We start from the raw sequence: 16,144 nt of genomic DNA on the forward strand, positions 1-16,144 counted from the left end.
GCCTACCTCCCTTAATTATGAAGCAGACCGCTCGCTTGGTTTTCAACAACGTCAAGCAGTTGGTCGTTGAACTTAGCAATAAAGTCTTGCGTGTCGCGGTCGTCTTTAACCTCCAGGTTATTGACGATTTCCGGCTTAAGGGTTACAAAGGTCTGCTGCCACTTCATAGCAGCAACGTCCCTAATCAGTTTCATGTACTCGTCGCTTAGGCCAACCTCGTCGACCTTATCGAGCTTACCACCTTTAGGACCTTTGCCACCGCCTCCGCCTAACATAGACGGGTCGAATGGTGTCGCTCCACCAATACCACCGAGCCCAGGGTCGCCTGGGTTAAGCGGGTTGTGAGCGCCGATATTCATGGCGTTGTTAACCTTATCCAAGATACCTTGGACGCCATTTACAATACCTTTTCCGAATCCTTTACCGGCATTGTAACCGTCAGTGACCGCAGCACCCACGTCGGCAAACGAGCCTCTTGGAGCGGTCCATAATTGCGAGCCTTGTGGCTTGTCGCCAGCTAGGCCCTTGGCTAGGCCTTGCATACGCTCTAGCTTAGCAACTGCCCCTTTAACTGGAGCAGCCATGCTATCGCCCCACGCCTTAGCAGCACCGGCGATATTAGACCGACCTAGTGTCACGTTGGATAGCGTTCCGATGTTTACGCCAGGTATCTTATTGACCGCCTCAATCATGCTATTGATACCGCCGAGAGCCTTGTTAATCATGTCCTCGATACCACCAAGGACCGCGTTAATCAGACCGTCAACGACACCTCCGGCAGCCTCGGCCATCTTCGCAACGCCTTTGCCTATGTTGTACCATAGCTCGTTCATACCATGGCCAAAGTCGTTCCACTTCTCAAGCAGAAAGTTAATAACGTCAATAAAGATGTTGGCTATCGTCTCGGCTATCGTGCCTATGACGACCAAGAAGCCCCACCACAATGTTTTGATAAAGTCAACGCCCATGATAAAGGCATTGACAATGGCCTCGACTACCGTCATGACGATATTCCAGATAGCGACAAAGATGTTAAAGGCTATCGCCGCTAGACCATATAAGGCAGCGCCGATAATGCCGAATACTAACTCGACTGTCTCACCAACTCCGATAGTTGCGACCGCAATGCCAATCAGAATTGCTATGACGATCATACCGATAGCGACGATAGGGTTAGCCGCAACTAGCATGTTGAATATCTGTACTGTCGCATTTAATGCTTCCCAGGCGGCTCTAATAGCCTCGATTATCCGCATAGCTAGCATATAGCCATATACGACCGCTAAAGCCGCAGCAATACCGGTTACGATTGGTCCAATCGTGCTCCAGTTGTTAGCGAAGAATTGGTAAATGCTAACGACTGTGTTCCAAACAATACCAAGCAACTGTGCTAAGAACATGACGCTCCAAACTAGCGCGTCAATCGCTACTGTAGCGGCAGCAGCGAATTGCTTAAACTCGTCAGACCGCAAAGCATCCTGGAGCATTTGGAAGATAGGTTGCAATCTCATTTGCAAGTAGTTTAAGAACGTCGTCCATGCCTGTCCTATTGTCATAGGCACTTTAGAGAATTTGCTTTCGATATCCTCGGCGGCAGCAAAGATAGAGTTTTTAATCAATTCCGAGGTAATCTTGCCTTCAGCGGCCATCTTCCGTAGTTCCGCTCGACTAATGCCGGCGTACTTCTCAATGGCTTGGAGAATCATTGGCGAGTTTTCGGAAATAGACCGGAGTTCGTCACCTTGCAAGCGACCACTAGCCATGGCCTGTGTGAGCTGTAGCATTGCGCTCTTTTGTTCCTCGGCACTAGCCCCGGCAACAGTAAACGACTTGTTGACTAACTCCAAGAATCGGATAGATTCGTCATTATTCTTAAACACGCCATTAGTTAGCATGTTTAGCTTGGCGACCGAGGACGCCATAGCAGTATACTCGGCTCGCGACCTTTGCGCGGTCCTGTATATCTTTTCGTTCAGTTGTGCGGTTGTCTGTGAACCGTCGTTTATGAGGTTTAACCTGGCCTGGATACTTGAGAAAGTATCGGAGGCCCCGAATAGCGCTCTAAGCGCCCTAGTGACCGCCTGTATTGCGAACAGGGCAATGACATAGCCTTTGAATTTGTTCCACATATTGGCGACTTTACCTCCGGCCGTCTGAGCGGAGTTCCCCATCTCGATTTGCGCTGGTGCGATTCTTCGCGTGTTTTGGTTCATTCTCTCAGCAGTCCTAGCTACGCGCTCTTGTGTAGTAGCTACCTTATTGAGCGTCCCAGTTATGCGGTCCGTAAGACTAATTGCTGTATTGATACCGGCCACTTACTCACCTCCTCTTTCTTTCGATGTCTTTTCTTTGTTCGTCCAGACTTTCACCGTAGATAACCAAAGAAGCCGCGAGGAATGCTTTTTCCTCACGGCTCATTGACACCCATCGACTAGGCAACACATGAAATTTATGGAGGGCAGCATGAGCTAGGCCGCTCTCACTGTCCTCTCTGATTAGTTTTTTGCCTCATCCACCAAATCGTCAAAGTTATCTAGGCCACTAGCGTTAGAGATTGCCTCTAAGATTTTCAGGTGATCCGCGAAAGTGAACATTTCGCCGTAGAGGTCCTGTTCGCCACGGACCCCATAAGACTCTTGTAGCTCCGCATTTTGCAAGTCAGGAACGACAACGGACGCGCTACATAGCAGGTTGTTAAACTTGGACATATCAAGCACGCGCTCTTGACGTCCTTTACGTCCTGGCTTGTTGACATAGCATTTGTCCTGGATAGCGTCGTACTCTCGGCCCGAAATGATACGAAGCTCGATATGCTCATCAAAGCTTTCTAGCTTCAGTTTGATGTTTTCGGTTTTCTTCTTGTTCTTTTTCAAGAATGACTTGATAGATGTCATGATTGATTATCTCCTTTTTCGGTTAGTCTAGGCTTGCTTAAATGTCTCTAAAATCTCGATGTCGTTGAAGCTAAAGTCAGTTTCATCTTCTAGGACGTTGTTTTCGCCTGACGCCTTAAATAACAAGGCTTTCTCGAAGATGACGCCTTTAAGAACACCCGAGTTTCTGCCAGCGTGAGAAGTTGGGTCGTCGTTGGCATACTTGATAGATACCTCCGGAATTTTACCCTCTTTGACATAGTTCGCGACGATATTGCGTACCGCTGGGTTTTGATAGTAGAACTTAACGCTCCCTGTACCCTCTGCCCCAGTTACCTTTTTGCTCGTCATACGTTGCCCGAGCGGTGTAACGTCGGTTGTTTTTAACTCAACCTTGGCTTCCATTTCGATAATTTCGGCGAATGGAATGTTCTTACCATCAACGGTAACGAACACTGTCCCTTCCTTGGAAGAGATAGTGTCGTTTTGGTTCATTAAATTTGGCATAGTTTACCTCCTATTTTACTTCTACTGTGACATAGAGTTTTTCCATAGCATCGGCTAATTTGACGCCAAGAGTTACCAGGATAGCCTCTTTTTGGCTCCCCTCGGTTACCTTGATGTCGTCCGCGCTATATGTCAATGCACTTTGTGCCACGAGCGGGTCAAGTACTCGCACGATCAGGTGCTGCTTGAATAACTCGCGTCCGTCAATGTCATTGACTACTTGACCGACGAAGTTTTCGACGAATACTGCTTGGATGGCCTCGCCGATAATGTCCATGGTCCGAACTAGTTTGTTCTTTTTGAAGTCGTCGTTTTGACCGTCCGCAGGCGTTACAAGCGTGTTGACGTCTTGAGCAATCAATACGCGACCGCGGAACACTCGGAATACAATGTTGCCCTTTTCGATAGCTTGAGCAATTTCTTGCGGTGTCTTAGCGTCGCAGTCGATAGCCCCTACATACTCCGCGTGTGTGAGGCTCTTAGAACCGGCAGTGGCAGATAAAGCAGCCACTCGATAGATAGCCTCCTTGGCGGTTAGCTTAGTACCGTCGGCCAAGGTTACGCCATTATCAACAGAGATAACACCCTCATTGTTTGCTTCCGCATAGTTGTTAATTACCGCCACGATCGCGCGACCCTCGTTACGCCATTCTTTGACTGCCGCTACAAGTTTCTTCTTGTCGTCGGCCACGTCAGTTCCGTAGGCCACAACTCGGAAGTCTTGCTTGGATAGCTCGGCGACAAACTTATCAACAGAGTTGTCGATAGAGCCGTCAGCACCGCCGGACAGTTGAATTTGCTCTTGTGAGCCACCACCGCTAGGAAGCGTACCGGAGAAAGTCACGTAGTCGTTAGCTGCTGGCAACTGGTTAGCTTGCACGTCTTGGCTATCAACTTGAGCATTGTCCAGGACTGTTGTCACGGTCACGTTTGGACCATTGTTGATAATTTTGACAACCAACTTGTTGCCCTCTGCCCCCTCTTTGACCGCAGTTACGGTTAAGCCGCCCTCTGTGCCGGTCGCTTTTGTACCGCCTGTGCTAGCAGGTACATATACTAAGACTTTGCTAGCCACTGCCAATGCCTCGGCTACCAAGCCAATCTTAGCAGTCGTACCGAATAACTTAGCTAGGTCTGTGCCTTGTGCCACTGTGTGGAAGCCAGGCGCTGCTAAAGTTTGACCTTGCAGCATTAAGGCCGGGATACCCTCGCCCGATACAAGGGCCTTTTGCTCCTTGCGAGCCTTAAAATTGACGTATGCGCCAGGCAGACGCTTATTTTGTGTTGTCCACGTCATTTATCATTACTCCTTTATTGTTTATTTGACCTTGAGTTTTCGCTCCAGGTTCTTGATTTGAGGGCTGTCACCCTCTGCTTTAACTGCCACCGTACCGGCCAAGGCGTCCATTTTCGCTCCGTCTGGTTTAGCCATGGAGTGATGAACGTCAATGGTAAAGCTAATGGTTAGCACCTCGTCGTTGTGCTCCATGTCCAGGTTGTGGATATGGTGCTTGCCTTGGAGATACTTCCACGCTCCAGAATAGAACTCTGCCATAACGCCTTCCATTTCCGCTCTCTTATCCTCGCTCTGACGCGGATAGTAGGTAAGGAATAGGAATAGATGGGTTAGCATTTGGTCGCCCACCAGGCGCTTGTGAGTGGCTTTTTTTGCATTGATAATAAAACAAGGTAACGACAAGCCTTGTTGTACTGGCTCATCGTATACCTCCGTTTCTGAAAATCGCTCGCGCAGTTGAGCGATTAAGAGTCTCTTTACATTATCCAAGGTTCTTAAACAACTCCTCTGCTAGTTTTTTTTCCATTTTTTGAAGATATCTCGGCATCTTCTCCCTTATGTCGTCCTCGGTCAGCTTCATCATAAAGCGTCCCTCGACCCAAAATTTTGAGTTAATACGAGAACTCTTTTTGCCTTGCCCTTTCCGGGTTCGGTGTCCATCTTCAACAAAGCTGGCATAATCTACGCTATCGAATACCTCAATCACGTAATCGTCGCCTTTTCTTTGTATTTCACCAAATTTCCAACGATCTTTGAGCAACCCAGTTTTTTCAGGCGTCTTTCCCTTTACTACTGTGAGAAAATCTAACGCAATCTCCTTTATAGTTTCTCGGATAAGTTCGTCCACAATTTCTTGCGCTCTATCTACTCGATTGTTGAATTCTATGATTTCTGAATAATCATACCCATCTGGCACGCTCTATCACCACTTCCTGATGAGTTGGATAGACGAAAGGCTCGTTTGTGGCGGTGTACTTAACGTCGCCAATCAATAGCTGGCTTCCGGCTTTGATTTCGACATCTGGCTGGCAGAACAACTTCTCGACTACTTCAAGCTTATTAGCCTCCTCGGTCGTCGTGTTATTTAGCCTTTGGACAGATACTCGGCAAGGTATGTTGGCCTTGCCTTGTACTGGTCCGAATTTAGAGCCTGTGGCGCCATTCGGCTTGCGATAAGACGTCTGTTCCATTACCGACATTAGCTTGTCATAGGTCCACTCGATAGAGCCTCGCGCCTTGGATAAGACATGGTTAATCTTAGCCATGGCTACCACCTCAATCGACGGAACTCGTTAAGCTCGCCCTCAAAATCTCCCATGAGATTATTAAGTGCCTTGGTCGCAGCGTCGGTATCAAAGCTAACAGACGTGTCGCCAACTTTGATTGTTTTTGCCTCGCCATCGAGTTGACCCAGTGCTTGCTTGAGTGCCAAGTCTGTCATGCGGGCAATCGTATAATCGAGTTCGTCTGGGATAGCATCCAAATTACAATAATTAAGCACCCTGCGGACTACCTCTTCGAGGAGATAGTCCAGGTGCTCGTTGTCTGCTAAGTCTAAATTGTTATTCAGCCTCAGGCGTCTCTGCGTCAGCGCCTTTAGGGTCGCTAGCTTTTCCATTCTTACCACCCTTGCCTTTCGTTGCTGACTCTAACGCAGCTTTGGTTTCGTCTAATTCTTTTTTGACTTGAGCCAACTCTATCAAAATAGCATTGTACTCTTCTGTCGTGAATGTACGGCCGCCCGTAGCGTGTTCCAAAACCTCACCGGTCACTGAGTCGATGACGTCATAACCTTTAGCTTTGTAGACTTCCTTTTCGTCTTCGAAGACGTCCAGGACACGGTTTTCTTTCCTAACTTTAACCATAATTTACCTCCTAAGGCTTAGTTACGAATGCTAACCCTTCGTGCTTAACATTGAAGAGTAACACGTCGTCGTGTGATTGTTCGTAGTACAAGAAGTTGCCGCTGTTTGCTGCATTCGGTTGATCTAACCCAACGAAGCTATACTTTTGTGGTGCAGCCATACATGGGATGTGAATCAAGAACATTTGGATTTGCTTAGCAGTAGACTCAGCTTTAGCGCCCTTGGTAAAATTGAAGGCTGTCTTCATGCGGTCAGAAGGAACAGCAGGCTCAATTGTTACGTCGTCTAAACGACCGATGCTACGGTCAATTACTTGACCTTGGCCATGAATGTTTACGGTACGACCGAATTGCTTGATGTTCTTGATGATACGTTTTACCGCAGGGGTCACATACAATACACGACCTTCTGCAGGCACACCAGCTTCGTCCATTTGTTCCATAAGAGCGTCGAATGTTGCCAAGAAGTTGTCTTCGGTCAATTCAACTTCCTTGATTTGGTTCTTCTGAGTATCCAAAGCAGACTTGCGACTGAAGAGTTTAGAAATCATGAATTTGTCCATTTCTGGAATCTTCTCTTGGTCGTTGAAGGTGCGAGTGATGTTCGCGATAGACAATACGTAGTTTGTTTCGTCGATGTCGGATGGGTCAACTAATGTACTCCAGTAACGTTCGTTGGTGAGTTCGTAAGTTTCCCATTCGTTCTCGTAGTTCGCAGTTACGTTTGTGATGGTACGACGAGCACGGTCTTGACGGCCTTCAGTGATAGTCAATTTAGGTACTTTGACTGTCTTGTGGCCAACCCATTTCAAAAGAGAGTTGCTTGGGGAATTCCAAAGTTTTTGAGTATATAACAAGCCGTTTTGCGCGTATCGTGCTTGTAGGGCTTGTTGATAGTCTGTTGCGTAGTTAATTGCCATAAATTTTTACCTCAATTCTTATTATTTAGTGGTAGGCAGGTCCGCGGTGAATGCGTCAATGAACGCTTGCCCGCTTGAAGGAGTTGTTCCACCTGTGCCTGACGGAGTGGCTCCACTGAACGACGGTTCTTGTTTGGTAGCCGGACTTGGCTCTGATACGAACAAGAACGATTTAGATTCTTGCAGGCCCTTTAGCTGCTCTTCTAAGCCACCAAGTGTGCCTTTGTCATCGATAGTCAGCTTTGTACGGTCTAACAAGCCACGGACAATGTTGGTGTCATGCACCTTGCCAGCAAGGGCCAGGTCTACTGCATGATTTAGGTTTGTGTCCTTGATTTGCTGCTCATAGTCAGCTTTCTCTTGTTTGTACTTGGACTCTAATTCCTCGTACTTCTTAGTTAATTCGGCATTGTCTTCCGAGCCTTTCTTGAGCTCTTTAATGTCCTTGTCGCGGGCCGCCAACTGGGTCTCTAATGCTTTCTTGCTCTCCTCTGCAGCGGACAGTTTAGCATTTACCTCGGTTAGTGATTTGCCATGCTCGGCCATTACTTTCTCAATCTGCTCTTCGGTCAAGCCTAGAGCGCGTAATTCTTCACGCTTCATAAAACATCTTCCCTTCGTTTTTATTCGGTGTTACGGCACCGGAGAAATAAAAAATAAGCAGTTTATGCCGTCATGCTCAGGACGGTTGACCGTAACGCTGGTCTGCGAGATATTGGATCACCTCCGTTTTTGGGGCAAAGAAAAAGCACCTCGAAAGGTGCTAGAATTAGGCGACCATACGACCAATGAGTTCGTAGGCCTTTTCTTCTGTTATTTCTTCAAAATGGACATAGTCACTTACTAGAATCTTGTCTCTCCAGTATATGCTTGGCTTCCATCCATTCTCATAAACGTACATAGTATCAACATCAAATTTGAGTACCTTAGGATTTTCAGTTGTGGTTACATAGTATGCTTTCACTTAAATCACCTTATTTCGATTTGATTCTATCTATGCCCTTAGGCGGTTTGAGTTTTTTGCTAAGTTCAAACATTTCCTTATCAATCTTCAGCTTCTCTTCCTCGCTGATTCCATCTCTTCGAGATTTTTCATAAAGCTTATGCAATTCACCGTTCTTCAGGTCGAAACTTTCCTTGGTATGGTATTGCATCTCAAACGAAACTCCATCCTTTTCCAGGGTCGTATTGACCCCCTTATAAGGGACTGGCAGAGGCCAAGTATTTTTCACTTTGATTATACCATATTCTCCAGAATTTAAAAGCTTATTCATCGTTTCATAGTTTTCTACAAACGATTCATCATCAAAAATAGTGGTATACCTTAGGATATCATTTATTTTATCAGCAGCTCTTCTCAAACTTATTCCTTCGCTTATTGAATCAGAAATAATTTTACGAGCCAGTGATTCCTGCGACTTCAGACGAAATTCGAGCCCGGCCAGATAACCATCAGACTCCTTGGCCATCCTTTTCATATCTTTAGTTATGGCCCTCTCAACCTTAGCTATCTCAGCCAATTTTTCTTTACTCAAGGAATCCGCTTGGTGTTTGTCGGGTTCGGATGGCGAATTACGTATAGCCTGCACCTGTTCCACGGTTTGTAGACCATACTTCTCGCTTAACTCTCTAGCCCGGTCTGCATACATTTGCACGACCTCGTCAAGAGACGGCTTGCGACCAGAGGCAGATTGACCATCCTGGTCTGCATCGCTGCTAGAATCATCAGGCGAACCATAGCCGTGAGATTCCAAGAATTTTGTCTCTTCCTCAGGAGTTGTCGGTATAATCTTGCTCCGGCAGTGCACATGGAAAGGCGGTGCGGTGGTGCCTGGTGCAAAATCATCCATGAGATAGACTTTGTTGTTTTGATGTCGGCAAATAGCTGACGTCTTGGAGTCCAGGATAGCTTCAATCTTGTATGTCTTGGCTCCTAGCGCCTTATACATGTCATAGTTCGCCATGGTGTTGTAAGCAGTCATTTCAGTTCGCACCAGGCGCTCAGCATTATGTCTTGCTACACCTGTCCGTTTGCGAAGTTCCAGGACCGTCTTATCGAGACTCCAGCCACCAGTGAACGCCTTATCCAATGTTTCTCGAATTGAATTAAAGTGTTCTTGCCCTTGGGTCCATACCCGGCTAGAAAACTCTTTCCCTGACCATTTAGACGACATCCGACGAAGAATCAGGTCATCATTAAGTTTGATAGCAGGTTTGATAGATAATATGCCAGCTTGCGCCATATCCTTACCCACCTGAGCAGAGGTCTTGATATAGCCACTAGCGAGCCCTTTTCCAACCGTTGCTGAGATTGCCCCAGAGCTAGAATAAACTTCCCTCGTCTTGCGCTGTATCTCGTGAATCATCGCTTGCTTGCGAGAGATGCGGTGACGATAAGATAAGGCGTCTAATAACGCAGGGTCAGTCTTTGGATCTAAGGCCATTTCTCTGAACCGTGCCAGGTTGACGTTCTGAAATTCTTTCAGTTCGTCATCTGTCAGATACTTCATCGCATCTGCTTGAGTCATCCGGTTATCTTGAGCATACCGTGAATAGAAAGTGTGAATCTCTTTGACCAGGTCATCTTCAAGGATGGCCAGCTGATCATTGATTCGCTTAATCGTTTCGTCTTCGGTTGCTCGCATAAGAGAGTCTTGGAGTGACGCTCGTTTCAGCCAGTAATTATGGCTAACCATCGATTATCACTCCTTTTCTTTTGACTTCTCGTCCTCTTCCGGCGGGTGGTCGTGTCCATGGCTATTGAAATTATAATCGTCCTGCTTCTCAGCATTCTGCTTATTCTCTTCTTCCAGTCGTGCCTCAACTTCAGGCGTGTACCATGGATGCTGCTCTCGAATCGTGCGAGCGTCTAAGATACCAACAGAGTTTTGTGCGTCTTGAATAGCCTCTGACTCGTTTGTGATCACATCTCGGTTGAAGGTGTAATGGAACAACTTCATATCCACTACTAGCCCTGTCCGGTTCTTGATATGATTCACCACGAACCACATCAAATGAATAATCGCACTCTGCAGACCATTCTCAAAATCGTTAGCATCTAAATCAAGGTCTGTAAATCGCCATTTTAGAGCCTGGCCACTAGCGTTACCTAAGTTCTCGTCTTGAGTGTCGATAGCCCGACCGGCCTCGTATAGCATCTTACGACTACGCGCGATTTCTGACTCAACGGCCTCTGTGTTAATGTCTGCTTGGAGTTTATCAACACCGCCTTTGTCTAAAACTTTGATAGTTTTGTATATATTGAGGTTAGAAAGAAACTCTTTCAAAGGCTCACCAGAATAGCCTCTTAGCACATAAATGAATTTAGGAATATCCGCTAGCAAGTCCGCATTGACCGACGCCTGCAGCTCTAGGTTGTCGATGATAGACTTGACTTGGTCCAAGAACGATTGCTCGTTCTCGTTGTATTTGAACACGATGAGCGGCACTCGTTCCCAGTTGTAATTATGAACCTGTCCAGTTTCATCCATGTAGCGAAAATGAGGCTGAATGCCGTCATACGCCTTGTTAGGTTGCAAATGCCCTGACTCCCATTTGTAATAGGTGATACCCTCGGTATCCCAATACTCAACGTGAATCTCTTGTTTCTTACCTAGCAAGGTGTAGACCTCTTGATTGTAGATTCGCAAGAAAGCGTCCACTACCTCTCGCCTTTCATCAGCGTAGAAAGGAATCACCTGTTCACCAGGAATCTTAGTCATACGAAGTGAGCCTTCCTCGTCATAATAGACCAGGCCGTAAGATACACCTTTAATAACAGCATCGCGTCCCACTGATTTTAGGTTACGAAGGAAGTGCTCATCGAAGAACTCGTCAATAAACTCTTTGACCTTCAATTCTTCTTCCGAATCGTTGCCGTACATTACGCTAGGTGCTTTCGAAAGCAAGTAGCCAACCTTTTGGTCCACCAGTTTTCTAAAAAGCCCCAGGCGCAGTCTACTGTTCGATTTCCAAGACACATCCTGCATCTTCCGCTCGATGTCGGTGTGATTGCGATAGTATTCATTCGCTTTGTGCAGCAATCTATACCGTTCGCTACCAAGGTGACGATTGACCTCTATTTCTAAGATGGATTTCTCATCCACATCAAGTGCAATTAACATTCGCTCCTTGAGCCAGTCAAACCATTTCGCCATTATTTCACTCCTTTACTTAATCCCACGAGGTCGAGATGCTAGGTTGGCGCATATCGTTTTCGAATGCGTATCTTGTGGCATCAATCGTGTGGTCGTTTACTTCTTCTAGTTTAGATTTAGGATTACCGTCTCGGTCGACTGCGTAATCAGCAGACTCAAACTCTCTTGCGAGGTTTGGTGTGCGTTTTGGGTCGATGATAATTTCGTACAGATCATCAAGCCAGCGTTCACCATACTCTCGACTATCTGGCCCTTTTTTAGCACCTCTGACGCGCGATATGCCGTGCTCATAGATTAACTCATCTATGGACTTTGGCTCGGCACTATCCGCAGTTATTTCGACCTGGTTGTAGCCTTTGCTCTTCAGCCACTCACCAAGAGCACGGTTGCTAATCTTAACGCCATAATGTTCGTCCATGGCATAGATACGACGCTTCTTCTTGTCGTAGTGCCACCTTACAAAGGCCAGAGGGTCGTTAGCATAACCAAAGTCCACACCTTGGCGGATATTATCAAACGAATTGTATAGCTCGTCGGATATGGTTTGGAATACCAAGTTCTCGAATGGTGATACCCCTGACCCGACTGCCTCTCCACCATACTCCCAGTCATAGGCACGTTGCGAGCGTTCCTTTGTGGCCTCCGCTTCCTCGATAAAGGCTTGGCTTATCCAAGGATTGTCCAGGTAGGTCGAGTGGTGCACGAACGTATTGCTAGGCAGCAGCGCGGTGTTGTATTTCTTGTTAACCCAGGATTGTTTTCGTTTGGGCGGATTGTACGTGTAAAAAAACTTATAAAAAAGACCTTCAGGCAATTCGCCACGAAGGATAGAGTTAGTCACAATTTTAATTTCATCCTCAGCCTTAAACTCGGCCAACTCTTCCACCCAAGCAATGGCGTAAGGAAAACGGCTGGACTTCAAGGACTTGAGCCGGTTAGGATCTTGCAAGCCTCGGAAGATAATTTGATTCCCGCGAGGTACATAAGTTATTTTGAGCGGGGACTTGTTGATTTTGAACAGGTGTCTCACGCCCTGTTCTTCAATGGCCCACATGATTTGCTCGAACACAGATTCTTGCAGGTCGCGGTCCACCTTACGAATACAGACGGCGTTCACCGCGTATCGCATTATCATTTGGACGATGATATGCGCAATGTCAGACGACTTACCGGAGCCACGACCACCCTTACACACAACGTGTAGCTTGGCAGGGTCAAAGGCCGCACGCCAAACCGAATGAAAGGCTTTTGGGATAAAGTCGCTCATCCGCTTTTTATTCGCCATCATCATCACCGATTCCAATGTCGTCGATGAATTGAACCATGCCAGTAACGTCAATCTCTTTCCGGTCTAGGTAAGCCCCGTTGACCTTGAGAATATGATCTAGCGACCGTTGACGTTCTTCAATCGTCGGTGTGAATTCATATACTGTCTCCGTGACGGTCTCTTCTTCGACCTGGTCACCAACATACACCTTCACGTTCTTCTTAGTCTGCCCTTGCTGAATTTCCCCTCGGGCAATACTGGCAGAAATAGCCAAGGCCTCGGCGACACTCATTGCTCGTTCTTCGAAGACTTCTTGAGCTCGCTTGCTGATGTATTCAGAAACCTTAACATTTCTCAACAATCTGCTTCCGATACTCTCGGCGGTTTTCTTCGAATAACCAGCCTCAATAGCCGATTTAGTAGCATTACCACTGATGATGTACTCATCGGCGAATTTCTTTTGCCTAAGCGATAATTCCGTCATTTTCCATCACCTCCGAATTTATAAACAAAAAGCCCAGCTGATAGGGGTCAGCTCGGCTTTCTGCGTCAGGAATTCTCCTTGAAGAAAAAGGAAGACAAATTAGAATCAAGTAGGCTAACTTCCAATTTATCACACTATCATTCTATCACCTTTAGGATGACAGCTTCAAGACACCTTTTTGACACCCCTCATTCAAAATCATCGAATGAAGTGATGCCCCATAGCAGCGTCGATAGCTCATCGAAAGCTTTATTGAGATAGCGATATACTGTCCGCTCGTCCACACCGTAATATTCAGCCATATCGACTGCAGTGTGCTTATCTGATCCGACATACATTTGATAGACGGTCTTCCATCGTCTTAGCATCATTTCGGTATCTCGTTCAGCCAGTTCGTGATAGGCCCGGAAGATGCTATCGAAGTAGTCCAGCATTTTAGCTGTCCGGGCCTTGTACTTCATCAGAGTGTTCAGTGTCAGCTCCTGTGGATCATAGACGGAATCCTCATAGACTTCTAAATCTTCCACGATTGTATCGCAGTGCACTCTCAGCATGCGATAGTTCTTGACTAATAGCGTTGTATTCCGTAAGCGGTAATCTTTCAACTCTTTGGCTTTACGTTTCTGGTCCTTATCGAGTTCAGATTTAACTACCTGAGAGATGACGGTAAGCTGTTCTTTAGTAAGATGCTCCATCAATCATCCTCCTCGCTATAAATCAACCCAGCACAGAGGTCGAATTGGCGGGCTTCGTATACCAGCTCATTATACCGCTTAGGATTATCATAGGCGTGCTTCATCGCTTGTCTACGGTACTGTTGAGCCTTTCTCTTAAGGAAGTCTCGATGCTCTTTACGGACCTTAGTTTCTAACTTATCTGCCATTTGCTTCACGCTCCTCGTATTCGCGTAGTCGGCGCATCACTTCATCGCCTTTGTCGTAGTCTTGCAGTCCGTTCTTGTCAGGGTATCTGTGATAGTAACGAGCAGCAATCATCCGCATACCTGTTCTAAACTCGTTGAACGGATACTGGTGATAGAAAATCTCGAAAAGGTCCATGTCACCTTGGTTGTAATGTCCTGGCTGGATTACGTCGGATTCAGTCTTTGCTTCCTCATCCACCTTATCAGCCTTAGGTATCTTCACACGAATGACATCAACTGCCAAGCCAATGGATTCCAACGATTCAGAGAACGAGATGCACTTATAGCCGGTATTCCCAACAATGTAGACAGGTTCTTTTGTTACGTCGACGACGATTCTAGGAGTCCATTCAGTAGGAAGATTACGGTTGTTCCAAATCCAACCCCTCTCTTCAAGACGTTGCATCAAATATGTATACTGTTCAAAGTTTTCGCAATACCAAATTTTATATTCAGCCATTTTTATCTCTCCTTCAATTCTTCTAACAGATCTGGTCGGAATCCGAACCAGTGCTTGTCGCCATCGTCCACTACTACCACAGGTAGATTTTGATAGCCTAGGCGCTTGATATAATCCAAGCTAAGCTCGTCTTTCGTGACGTCATAGGCGGTATACGGAATGCCGTTTTCATGTAACCAGCGCTTAGTAAACTCGCACTGCATGCAGTTTGGCTTTGAATATACGGTAATATTACTCATCTTTAACGAACACCCCATCCACTACTTTGCCGGTACGGTTCTTAATCTCGTCATAAGCCGATGCCAGGCATTGCTCCAAGGTCAGACCACGTTGTAAACAGTAACCAATTAGCACGACAGTGATGTCTCCAACTGCATCCACCTCAGCAGAGAAATCATTGACTATACGAGCTTCGGCCAGCTCATAGATCTCTTCATGCAGTTTTTGTAGTTGACCTAAGCCATCTCCTTCGGCAAGGTCTCGGTCAAAGAACCATTGATTCACTTTTTCGATTAAATCATTCATTGTCAATCTCCTCTTCTAAGATTTCGTTTAATTTATGAAGACCTTTAATTAACTCATCAATTTGATCTCCAAGATGTCTTTTCTCGCGTCTTCGTTTGATGATTTTTTTAATCATCATTTCCACTACTGTCCAGGTGGTTGCCCAAATAACAGTGTTTATAATTATCCGAATGGTCGTGTTCATGTCCATGTCCCCATCTCCAATGATTCAATTTTTACATAGATCCCAACCACCTCACTGTGGAACTTCTCGATGATATCGCTAGCCACCTGAGCATCGTCATGCCAATAGCCAAGCTTCGTCATGCAATCCTTAAAGAGTTTGATGAGATTATCGGTGTCTGGCTTAGTAACTTTATACTCGCCATTCCGTTTACCTTTAGTCAGAGGGAATAGCCACTTAGTCGTGAGCCGAATAGCCCCCTCTAATTTTGTATCAGGCCTGTAGTTCGACAGATGGGCCATGAATAACTCTCTTGCCTGCTTGAGCTTTTCGTCCTCGTAGAAGAAAGGCTTGCCGTTTTTGACTGCTGCCTTCTTTTGCTGATGAGTGACAGTCGGAATCTTTTTGAGCGGTATGAAGAACTCTAGCATTCGATACCACTCCATAGTCCAGTCTCTGGGTCGTATTCGATGTATCCAGCATAGCTCAGCTGATTGAATAACCACAGTTGCAACTCGCCTTGACTCGATAGCCACTCTAGTACCTCGGATTCTTCCAGCGAGAACGGCTTGCCTGGAAGGGTGTGATAAAGTGGCGGCATTTTTTTCGCCACATCCAGTTTTTTTGAACGTTGTTTTTTCTTCCGCATATTTTTCACCTCAAATTTTTTTCTCTTTTTCTCGCGCTTTGGCAAGGACAGACACG

The 16,144-nt window shown here is 46.3% G+C and carries 23 protein-coding genes; all 23 read right to left on the reverse strand.

What is annotated here, in order from left to right; genetic code table 11:
• Window positions 1–11: 11 nt before the first annotated feature.
• The 23 genes from V7R82_RS07955 to V7R82_RS08065 all read right to left on the reverse strand — a co-directional run bounded on the left by V7R82_RS07955 (window position 12) and on the right by V7R82_RS08065 (window position 16,088).
• The gene (locus tag V7R82_RS07955) at window positions 12–2,213 is read right to left on the reverse strand and encodes a tape measure protein (protein ID WP_338543764.1); all 2,202 of its coding nucleotides are present in this window, start codon (window positions 2,211–2,213) and stop codon (window positions 12–14) included.
• A 282-nt stretch (window positions 2,214–2,495) separates the two neighbouring features.
• Window positions 2,496–2,894: a phage tail assembly chaperone gene (locus tag V7R82_RS07960; protein WP_338542387.1), complete on the reverse strand. Its 399-nt coding sequence runs from the start codon at window positions 2,892–2,894 to the stop codon at window positions 2,496–2,498.
• Window positions 2,895–2,921: 27 nt separating this feature from the next.
• The gene (locus V7R82_RS07965) at window positions 2,922–3,380 is read right to left on the reverse strand and encodes a phage tail tube protein (protein ID WP_338542389.1); all 459 of its coding nucleotides are present in this window, start codon (window positions 3,378–3,380) and stop codon (window positions 2,922–2,924) included.
• A gap of 10 nt (window positions 3,381–3,390) precedes the next feature.
• Window positions 3,391–4,677 (reverse strand): phage tail sheath subtilisin-like domain-containing protein, encoded by a 1,287-nt coding sequence (locus V7R82_RS07970; protein ID WP_338542391.1) that lies wholly within the window; start codon window positions 4,675–4,677, stop codon window positions 3,391–3,393.
• A 21-nt stretch (window positions 4,678–4,698) separates the two neighbouring features.
• Complete coding sequence (locus V7R82_RS07975; RefSeq protein WP_338542393.1) at window positions 4,699–5,166, reverse strand: phage tail terminator family protein; 468 nt, start codon at window positions 5,164–5,166, stop codon at window positions 4,699–4,701.
• A complete protein-coding gene (locus tag V7R82_RS07980) occupies window positions 5,159–5,593 on the reverse strand; it encodes an HK97 gp10 family phage protein (protein WP_338542395.1) in 435 nt (144 codons plus the stop codon). Before V7R82_RS07980 ends, V7R82_RS07975 begins: the two co-directional genes overlap by 8 nt.
• On the reverse strand, window positions 5,577–5,942 hold the full coding sequence (locus tag V7R82_RS07985) for a hypothetical protein (RefSeq protein ID WP_338542396.1): 366 nt from the start codon (window positions 5,940–5,942) through the stop codon (window positions 5,577–5,579). The genes V7R82_RS07980 and V7R82_RS07985 overlap by 17 nt, the downstream gene beginning before the upstream one ends.
• Before the next feature lie 2 nt (window positions 5,943–5,944).
• The gene (locus V7R82_RS07990; RefSeq protein WP_338542398.1) at window positions 5,945–6,178 is read right to left on the reverse strand and encodes a hypothetical protein; all 234 of its coding nucleotides are present in this window, start codon (window positions 6,176–6,178) and stop codon (window positions 5,945–5,947) included.
• A 61-nt stretch (window positions 6,179–6,239) separates the two neighbouring features.
• On the reverse strand, window positions 6,240–6,542 hold the full coding sequence (locus V7R82_RS07995) for a hypothetical protein (protein ID WP_338542400.1): 303 nt from the start codon (window positions 6,540–6,542) through the stop codon (window positions 6,240–6,242).
• Between the two features lie 10 nt (window positions 6,543–6,552).
• The gene (locus V7R82_RS08000) at window positions 6,553–7,461 is read right to left on the reverse strand and encodes a capsid protein (RefSeq protein WP_303885439.1); all 909 of its coding nucleotides are present in this window, start codon (window positions 7,459–7,461) and stop codon (window positions 6,553–6,555) included.
• A gap of 21 nt (window positions 7,462–7,482) precedes the next feature.
• Window positions 7,483–8,064, reverse strand: coding sequence for a phage scaffolding protein (locus V7R82_RS08005; RefSeq protein WP_338542404.1), 582 nt, complete (start codon window positions 8,062–8,064; stop codon window positions 7,483–7,485).
• Between the two features lie 371 nt (window positions 8,065–8,435).
• Entirely contained in the window at window positions 8,436–10,157 is a 1,722-nt protein-coding gene (locus tag V7R82_RS08010; RefSeq protein ID WP_338542406.1) for a minor capsid protein, read from the reverse strand.
• 6 nt (window positions 10,158–10,163) lie between these two features.
• Window positions 10,164–11,618 carry a phage portal protein gene (locus tag V7R82_RS08015; protein ID WP_338542408.1) on the reverse strand — a complete coding sequence of 485 codons (1,455 nt, stop codon included), beginning with the start codon at window positions 11,616–11,618 and terminating at the stop codon, window positions 10,164–10,166.
• A 16-nt stretch (window positions 11,619–11,634) separates the two neighbouring features.
• Complete coding sequence (locus V7R82_RS08020) at window positions 11,635–12,909, reverse strand: PBSX family phage terminase large subunit (RefSeq protein WP_422388382.1); 1,275 nt, start codon at window positions 12,907–12,909, stop codon at window positions 11,635–11,637.
• Window positions 12,893–13,369 carry a terminase small subunit gene (locus V7R82_RS08025; protein ID WP_338542409.1) on the reverse strand — a complete coding sequence of 159 codons (477 nt, stop codon included), beginning with the start codon at window positions 13,367–13,369 and terminating at the stop codon, window positions 12,893–12,895. Before V7R82_RS08025 ends, V7R82_RS08020 begins: the two co-directional genes overlap by 17 nt.
• 188 nt (window positions 13,370–13,557) lie before the next feature.
• Window positions 13,558–14,064: a hypothetical protein gene (locus V7R82_RS08030; protein ID WP_338542410.1), complete on the reverse strand. Its 507-nt coding sequence runs from the start codon at window positions 14,062–14,064 to the stop codon at window positions 13,558–13,560.
• Window positions 14,064–14,252 carry a hypothetical protein gene (locus V7R82_RS08035; protein WP_338542411.1) on the reverse strand — a complete coding sequence of 63 codons (189 nt, stop codon included), beginning with the start codon at window positions 14,250–14,252 and terminating at the stop codon, window positions 14,064–14,066. Before V7R82_RS08035 ends, V7R82_RS08030 begins: the two co-directional genes overlap by 1 nt.
• The gene (locus V7R82_RS08040; protein WP_338542413.1) at window positions 14,242–14,751 is read right to left on the reverse strand and encodes a DUF3310 domain-containing protein; all 510 of its coding nucleotides are present in this window, start codon (window positions 14,749–14,751) and stop codon (window positions 14,242–14,244) included. Before V7R82_RS08040 ends, V7R82_RS08035 begins: the two co-directional genes overlap by 11 nt.
• 2 nt (window positions 14,752–14,753) lie before the next feature.
• Window positions 14,754–14,990 carry a glutaredoxin-like protein NrdH gene (nrdH, locus tag V7R82_RS08045; protein ID WP_338542414.1) on the reverse strand — a complete coding sequence of 79 codons (237 nt, stop codon included), beginning with the start codon at window positions 14,988–14,990 and terminating at the stop codon, window positions 14,754–14,756.
• Window positions 14,983–15,276 (reverse strand): MazG-like family protein, encoded by a 294-nt coding sequence (locus V7R82_RS08050; RefSeq protein WP_338542416.1) that lies wholly within the window; start codon window positions 15,274–15,276, stop codon window positions 14,983–14,985. The genes nrdH and V7R82_RS08050 overlap by 8 nt, the downstream gene beginning before the upstream one ends.
• Window positions 15,269–15,460, reverse strand: a complete 192-nt coding sequence (locus V7R82_RS08055) for a hypothetical protein (protein WP_338542418.1) — start codon at window positions 15,458–15,460, stop codon at window positions 15,269–15,271. The genes V7R82_RS08050 and V7R82_RS08055 overlap by 8 nt, the downstream gene beginning before the upstream one ends.
• A complete protein-coding gene (locus V7R82_RS08060; protein ID WP_338542420.1) occupies window positions 15,457–15,870 on the reverse strand; it encodes a RusA family crossover junction endodeoxyribonuclease in 414 nt (137 codons plus the stop codon). Before V7R82_RS08060 ends, V7R82_RS08055 begins: the two co-directional genes overlap by 4 nt.
• Entirely contained in the window at window positions 15,864–16,088 is a 225-nt protein-coding gene (locus tag V7R82_RS08065; RefSeq protein WP_338542422.1) for a hypothetical protein, read from the reverse strand. The genes V7R82_RS08060 and V7R82_RS08065 overlap by 7 nt, the downstream gene beginning before the upstream one ends.
• Window positions 16,089–16,144: the final 56 nt, after the last annotated feature.

The sequence above is a fragment of the Abiotrophia defectiva ATCC 49176 genome (assembly GCF_037041345.1).
Taxonomy (GTDB): domain Bacteria; phylum Bacillota; class Bacilli; order Lactobacillales; family Aerococcaceae; genus Abiotrophia.